Origin of the sequence: Actinomadura sp. KC06 (assembly GCF_004348735.1) — a bacterium.
Taxonomy (GTDB): Bacteria; Actinomycetota; Actinomycetes; order Streptosporangiales; family Streptosporangiaceae; genus Spirillospora.
Window position 1 is genome coordinate 1 of record NZ_SMKT01000264.1, and the last position, 7,283, is coordinate 7,283.

The window sequence follows — 7,283 nt, forward strand, 5'->3', positions numbered from 1 at the left end:
CTCCCCGAACCCCCGCGGGCCGCCCCACCGCCCGCGGCGGAGGAGCCCGAGCCGGTGAAGGTCTCGCCTGACGAGAACCTGGTCCCGATCCCCATGGACGGCGACGGCCCCCTGGTCGTCCGCGAGAAGTTCCACAAGGCCGAGCCCATGGGCATCGAGCAGGCCCTCTTCGAGATGGAGCTCGTCGGCCACGACTTCTATCTGTACCGCGACAAGGCCACCGGGCACCGCTCGGTCGTATACCGGAGAAGAGGCTGGGACTACGGAGTGATCAGGCTCGTCGAAGAAGAGTGACCGTTCCCCATCCGGCCCGTCCGCGAGGGCGTGGCCTGCGCAGACCGACGAAGTTGCAACCGTTCCGTGATGCGGCACTCGCGTCACGTCACCGTCCGAACCATGTCATGATCTGAAAAGGCGTACCAGCCGATCCGCGGACGCGGTGGTCCGGGGGTGAATCCGGTGCGGGGCCGCACAGCCGGCCGTCCCGGATCCCGACCGGCCACCGCGCCGCGGCGGTGGTCCTGCGGATCGAACGATTCGCGGGGTTCGCAGCGGCCCACCCGGGAACCTCCCGGGACGCACAGCAGTTCACCGGGGGACACCCCGGCCCGAAATCCCCCGGGTCAGCCCCCGGACCCCGTATGTTCCCGGGGACGACCCGTCGGAGAGCAACCCTCCGGTGGTTCCAGATCGCTGAATAGTGAAGGGGGGAAGCGGCGTCTCCTCCACGCCGCGACTCTGGTGAGCGAGAATCCCGAGGCTCGCGACGCCGCGGCGGTACCCCGTCAGGCCGGCGCCGCCCCCGCCGGCCGGGAGGCGGCCCCGTCGGCCGGGACGGCCGACCCGATCCGCGTGCTCATCGTCGACGACCATGCGCTGTTCCGCAGGGGTCTGGAGATGGTCCTCCAGGGCGAGGACGACATCGAGGTCATCGGCGAGGGCGGCGACGGCCACGAGGCCGTCGAGATGGCCGGCGACCTGCTGCCCGACGTCGTCCTGATGGACATCCGGATGCCCCGCCGCAGCGGCATCGAGGCCTGCACCGCGATCAAGGACGCCGCGCCCAGCGCGAAGATCGTCATGCTGACGATCAGCGACGAGGAGGAGGATCTCTTCGAGGCGATCAAGGCGGGGGCCAGCGGCTACCTGCTCAAGGAGATCTCGATCGACGAGGTGCCGCAGGCCGTCCGCGCGGTGCACGGTGGGCAGTCGCTGATCAGCCCGTCGATGGCGTCCAAGCTCATCACCGAGTTCGCCGCGCTGGCCAAGCGCAGCGAGGAACGCACGCAGCAGGTCCCCGCGCCGCGCCTCACCGAGCGCGAGATGGAAGTGCTCCGGCTCGTCGCCCGCGGCCTCGGCAACCGGGAGATCGCCCGCGAGCTGTTCATCTCCGAGAACACCGTGAAGAACCACGTCCGCAACATCCTGGAGAAGCTCCAGCTCCACTCCCGGATGGAAGCCGTCGTCTACGCCGTCCGCGAGAAACTCCTGGAGATCACCTGATCCCGCGCTGGGCCACGGTCCAGCGCGACCGGCAATCCGGTTTTGTCGGTGTTGTGTCGTAGCATCGCGGGCGTGGTTCAGACAGCAGGCGGAACACCGGCGGTAGAACTCGGCGCGGACGAGGCGCGGCGGCTCCAGTTGCGGGCCCAGGGTTTCCTGGGGGCGCAGCCCAGAGGGGGCGTTCCGGCGATGCTGGAACGGCTGGGGGCCGTCCAGCTCGACACGATCTCCGTCCTCGCCCGGTCCCACGAGCTGGTCCCCTACGCCCGTCTCGGCCCGGTCGGACGCGGTGCGATCGAGTCCGCGTACTGGGGCAGCGCCAACGGCCATCGCAAGGGCAGCGCGAAGGGCAGCCGCAAGGGCGCCGGGGCGTTCGAGTACTGGGCGCACGCCGCGTCCATCCTCCCCATGGCCGACTGGCCGCTCTTCGCGTTCCGCCGCCGCGCCTACCTGCGCCGCGGCTGGCGCTGGCACAAGGTCCCCGAGGGCGTCTGCGCCGAGATCCGCGCCCGCCTGAGATCGGACGGCCCGCTGACCACCAAGGAGCTCGGCGGCGCCAAGGCGAGCGCCGAATGGTGGGACTGGAGCGACCACAAGATCGGCATCGAGTGGCTGCTGGACGTCGGCGAGGTCGTCTGCGTCGAGCGCGTCGGCTGGCGGCGCGTGTACGACCTGGCCGAACGGGCCGTCCCGGACGAACTCCGCACCCGCGAGCCCGACGACGACGCCTGCCTGACCGCGCTCGTCGCCCGCGCCGGACGGGCCCTCGGCGTCGCGACCCGCGGCGACCTCGCCGACTACTACCGGATCAGGCAGGACCAGGTCGACCAGGTCATCGACGCGACCGGGCTCGTCCCCGCGAAGGTCGCCGGCTGGTCCCAGCGGGCCTGGGCCGACCCCGACGCCCTGGCCACTGCATCGCGCGGCCGGCACGCCACAACGCTACTCTCACCGTTCGACTCCCTCGTCTGGGACAGGGCCCGCACGTCCCGCGTCTTCGGTTTCGACCACCGCCTGGAGGCGTACGTCCCGAAGGCCAAGCGCGTCCACGGCTACTTCGCGATGCCGCTCCTCGCCGGGGGCCGCCTTCTCGGACGAGTCGACCCCGCCAGAGAAGGCCGCACCCTCATCGCCCGCCAGACGTCCCTGGAACCGTGGGCCACCCGCACCTTCGCCCGGACGGAGACGTCCGCCGCGGCCCTGGCCACCGCCCTCTGGCGCGCCGCCACCTGGGTCGGCTGCGATGACGTCCGCGTCGAACGAACCGACCTACCCAGGCCCCTGGTCGAATCCGCCCTCAAAGCCGCCACCCCAACCTGACCCCCCGTGCTCGGGGCTCGGGCGGGGGCGTGGCTCCGTGTTGCTTTGCTTGAGCGGGGCGGTTGTGGAATGACGGAAACGGGCTTCTCGTGCGGGCCGTCGGTCGTGGAAATCGGCCACTGCGTGCTACTTGGCCTTCACTCAGGGTTCGAGGTGAAGGGTTGGAATGGACGGGGTTTCGGGCTTGTTGTTATTCGGGGTGACGTTGTCCTGATTCTCGGTCTTTGGCGGGTGTTAAGCGTCCCGCTGCGAAGGCCGTGAATGGGGCGTGTCAGCCGTGCGGGGTCTGCTCGGGGTCGGTGGCGACCGGACGATCCAGCGCCTCGCCCGCCTCGCCGCCGCGGCGCTTGGCGGTGCGGGAGCCGAACAGGGAGTAGTCGACGATCTCGGGGATGACCCTGGGCGCGTCCACCACCACGTCGGCGAACAGATGCACGAAACCGCTGATGATCATGCCCAGGACGATGATCCCGGCCCCCACCCAGAACAGGACCCACATCGGCCCCAGGCAGAGTGCCACGCCGCCGACGACGAAGCCGGCGAAGATGACGGTTACGGCGGCCCAGGATCCCGGCCGTCCGGCGTGCGATCCGTGTGAATGTTCCGGTCGCGGCTGTTCCGGCCGCTGTTCGGAGTGCGACTGTTCGGACACCGACCCTCCCTCCGGATGCTGTGAGACATCCTCTCCGGGAGCCGGAAAGTCAAACGGGACGCGCAGTGGATTGCGCTGCGGAGTGACCTAGACCATTCTAAGTCTCGCCTACGATGGCATCGTACGTGTGGTGTGCGCGCCGCCTGGAGCGGTGAACCACGATCTGCAAGGAGCCTCCGAGAGTGCCGCCAGTCATCGACAAGATCCTTCGTGCGGGCGAGGGCAAAATCCTGCGCAAGCTCAAGAAGCTCGCGGATCAGGTCAACTCGATCGAGGAGGACTTCCTCGAGATGAGCGACGCCGAGTTGCGCGAGCTGACCGACAAGTACCGGGAGCGGCTCGCCGACGGCGAGACCCTGGACGACCTGCTCCCCGAAGCTTTCGCGACCGCCCGCGAGGCCGCCAAGCGCGTCCTCGGCCAGCGCCATTTCGACGTCCAGGTGATGGGCGGTGCCGCCCTCCATCTGGGCAATATCGCCGAGATGAAGACCGGTGAGGGCAAGACCCTGACCGCGGTGCTGCCGGCCTATCTCAACGCCCTGTCGGGCGACGGCGTCCACATCGTCACGGTGAACGACTACCTGGCCAAGCGGGACGCCGAGTGGATGGGCCGCATCCACCAGTTCCTCGGCCTCGAGGTCGGCGTCGTCCTCGCCCAGATGACGCCCGAGGAGCGCCGCGCCGCCTACAACGCCGACATCACCTACGGGACGAACAACGAGTTCGGGTTCGACTACCTGCGCGACAACATGGCCTGGAGCCTGGACGAGTGCGTCCAGCGCGGCCACAACTTCGCGATCGTGGACGAGGTCGACTCGATCCTCATCGACGAGGCCCGCACCCCGCTGATCATCTCGGGGCCGGCCGAGCAGAACTCCAAGTGGTACTCGGAGTTCGCCAAGATCGTCCCGCGGCTGAAGCGGGCGGAGCTGGTCAGCACCGCCGGGCAGGTCGACGAGTACGGCGCCGGCGACTACGAGGTCAACGAGAAGAAGCGCACGGTCGGCATCACCGAGGCCGGTGTGGAGAAGGTCGAGGACTGGCTCGGCATCGACAACCTCTACGACTCGGTCAACACGCCGCTGGTGAGCTTCCTCAACAACGCGCTGAAGGCCAAGGAGCTCTACAAGCGCGACAAGGACTACGTCGTCATGAACGGCGAGGTCCTGATCGTGGACGAGTTCACGGGCCGCATCCTCCACGGCCGCCGCTACAACGAGGGCATGCACCAGGCCATCGAGGCCAAGGAGGGCGTGGCGATCAAGGACGAGAACCAGACGCTCGCCACGATCACCCTGCAGAACTACTTCCGCCTCTACTCCAAGCTGTCCGGCATGACCGGTACCGCCGAGACCGAGGCGGCCGAGTTCAACAAGACCTACAAGATCGGCGTCGTGCCGATCCCGACGAACAAGCCGATGATCCGCGAGGACGTGGCGGACGTCGTCTACAAGACCGAGCAGGCCAAGTTCGAGGCGTGCGTCGACGACATCGCCGAGCGGCACGAGAAGGGCCAGCCCGTCCTCGTCGGCACGACGTCGGTGGAGAAGTCCGAGAAGCTGAGCAAGATGCTCAAGCGGCGCGGCATCCCGCACCAGGTGCTGAACGCCAAGCACCACGAGCAGGAGTCCGCGATCGTCGCGGAGGCGGGCCGCAAGGGCGGCGTCACCGTCGCGACGAACATGGCGGGACGCGGCACCGACATCATGCTCGGCGGCAACCCCGACTTCCGCGCCGACCTGGAGCTGCACCAGCGCGGCCTGTCCCCGCTGGAGACGCCGGAGGAGTACGAGTCGGCGTGGCCGGAGGCGCTGGAGAAGGCGCAGGAGGCCGTGAAGGGCGAGCACGAGGAGGTCGTCGACCTCGGCGGCCTGTACGTCCTCGCGACCGAGCGGCACGAGTCGCGGCGCATCGACAACCAGCTGCGCGGACGGTCGGGACGGCAGGGCGACCCGGGCGAGTCCCGGTTCTACCTCTCCCTCGAGGACGACCTGATGCGGCTGTTCAACTCCGCCCGCGTCGAGTCGATCATGACCCGGCTGAACATCCCGGACGACGTGCCGATCGAGTCCAAGATCGTCACCAACGCGATCAAGTCGGCGCAGAGCCAGGTCGAGCAGCAGAACTTCGAGATGCGCAAGAACGTCTTGAAGTACGACGAGGTCCTGAACCGGCAGCGCAAGGTCATCTACGCCGAGCGCCGCAAGGTCCTGGAGGGCGCCGACCTGCACGAGCAGGTCCGGAGCATGATCGACGAGGTCGTCGCGGGCTATGTCGCGGGCGCCACCGGCGAGGGCTTCGCCGAGGAGTGGGACCTCGAGAAGCTGTGGAAGGCGTTCCAGCAGCTCTACCCGATCTCGATCACGGTGGACGAGCTGGTCGAGGACGCGGCCGGCGGCGACATCTCCGGCCTCGACGCCGAGACCCTCGCCGCGAAGATCCGCGAGGACGCCCAGGCCGCCTACGACAAGCGCGACGAGGAGCTCGGCGCCGAGGTCATGCGCGAGCTTGAGCGCCGCGTCGTGCTGAACGTCCTCGACCGCAAGTGGCGCGAGCACCTCTACGAGATGGACTACCTCCAGGAGGGCATCGGCCTGCGGGCCATGGCGCAGCGCGACCCGCTGGTGGAGTACCAGCGCGAGGGCTACGACATGTTCAACGCGATGCTCGACGGCATCAAGGAGGAGTCGGTCGGCTACCTGTTCCACCTCGAGGTCGAGGTGGAGGAGCAGCCCGCGGCCCCGGCGGTCGGCGCCAAGCCCGTGTCCGTCGCCAAGACGGCCACGGACACCGAGGCCGACGCGGACGCCGCCCCCGCCGACGAGGTCGAGGAGGCCGACGAGGCCCCGGCGATCAAGGCGAAGGGCCTCGACGCGCCGAAGCGTCCGACGAAGCTGGAGTACTCGGCCCCGACCGTCGACGGCGACGGCGGCGTCGAGCACCACAGCGAGGAGACGCAGGACGAGTACGCGGGCGTGAACCGCAACGACCCGTGCCCCTGCGGCTCGGGCAAGAAGTTCAAGCGCTGCCACGGCGACCCGCGCAGCAAGAACAAGTAGCACCCGTCACGAAAGCGGCCTCCCGAACCCCCGGGAGGCCGCTTCCGCTTGTCACGGGGCTGTTGTTTCCAGGGCTGTGCAGCGCCATCGGCCGCGGGTGTGCTCCAGGCGCAGGGCCAGGGCGTGGACGCGTCCGGCCACTACCACGACCGCGACCGACTCCGCGACGGTCGGCGCGGGTCGCTGCAGCCGGTTGGACAGCACCTTCGGCGGGACGATCCGAGTCGGGCGCAGGGTGGGGGCGCTGTGCTTGCGTGCGGTGGTGTGGTGGAGCAGTTCGCGGCATACGGTGGGGACGGCGACCAGGGAGAGTTGGTGGGCTGGGCGTGTGCCCGCCAGGATGTCCACGACCAGGCGGACGGCCGCGTCCGCTACGGACCGGACCTCGGCCTCTACGCCGTCCTCCGGACGGACCAGCCGCAGTCCGGGCGGCCGCACGGGAGCCGCCGCCGGCTCCAGTGCCAGCGCTCCCCGGGTGGCGGGCACCGGACGGTACCGGACGAACCGCACCGCCGCTGACTTCCCCGTACGCCCTCGCATGAAAAGACCTCCTGGCTCGTTTCAAGACAGGAGTCACGAGAGGCGCAGAAAATACATTCTGACCACATCCGGCCCATCAGTGACCAAGGGCCAGAAAGGGGAAGGCGGCGGGACGCTTGCTGCGTCCCGCCGCCTTGGGAGCGAGTCCCGGGCGAGGGTGCGGGGTTTTCCGGGACTCTCGGGAGCCGGGCCGGGGGGCTGGGCCGGCC

6 protein-coding genes are annotated in these 7,283 nt (G+C 69.2%); 4 read left to right on the forward strand and 2 right to left on the reverse strand.

Features of this window, described 5'->3' with window-relative positions; all coding sequences use genetic code 11:
- From E1287_RS40760 to E1287_RS40770, 3 genes are all read left to right on the forward strand, one after another.
- On the forward strand, positions 1–294 hold a 294-nt coding region (locus E1287_RS40760), incomplete at its 5' end, for a sigma 54 modulation/S30EA ribosomal C-terminal domain-containing protein (RefSeq protein WP_207934765.1).
- Between the two features lie 552 nt (positions 295–846).
- Positions 847–1,503, forward strand: a complete 657-nt coding sequence (locus E1287_RS40765; protein WP_207933348.1) for a response regulator transcription factor — start codon at positions 847–849, stop codon at positions 1,501–1,503.
- Between the two features lie 72 nt (positions 1,504–1,575).
- Positions 1,576–2,823 carry a crosslink repair DNA glycosylase YcaQ family protein gene (locus E1287_RS40770; protein WP_243719784.1) on the forward strand — a complete coding sequence of 416 codons (1,248 nt, stop codon included), beginning with the start codon at positions 1,576–1,578 and terminating at the stop codon, positions 2,821–2,823.
- Positions 2,824–3,094: 271 nt separating this feature from the next.
- Here the strand turns inward: E1287_RS40770 and E1287_RS40775 are convergent, their stop codons facing one another.
- Positions 3,095–3,475, reverse strand: coding sequence for an HGxxPAAW family protein (locus tag E1287_RS40775; protein WP_131971093.1), 381 nt, complete (start codon positions 3,473–3,475; stop codon positions 3,095–3,097).
- A 182-nt stretch (positions 3,476–3,657) separates the two neighbouring features.
- Here E1287_RS40775 and secA point away from each other — a divergent pair, with 182 nt between their 5' ends.
- Positions 3,658–6,534, forward strand: a complete 2,877-nt coding sequence (secA, locus tag E1287_RS40780) for a preprotein translocase subunit SecA (RefSeq protein ID WP_131971095.1) — start codon at positions 3,658–3,660, stop codon at positions 6,532–6,534.
- A gap of 51 nt (positions 6,535–6,585) precedes the next feature.
- Here the strand turns inward: secA and E1287_RS40785 are convergent, their stop codons facing one another.
- Entirely contained in the window at positions 6,586–7,074 is a 489-nt protein-coding gene (locus tag E1287_RS40785) for an Rv3235 family protein (RefSeq protein WP_131971097.1), read from the reverse strand.
- Positions 7,075–7,283: the final 209 nt, after the last annotated feature.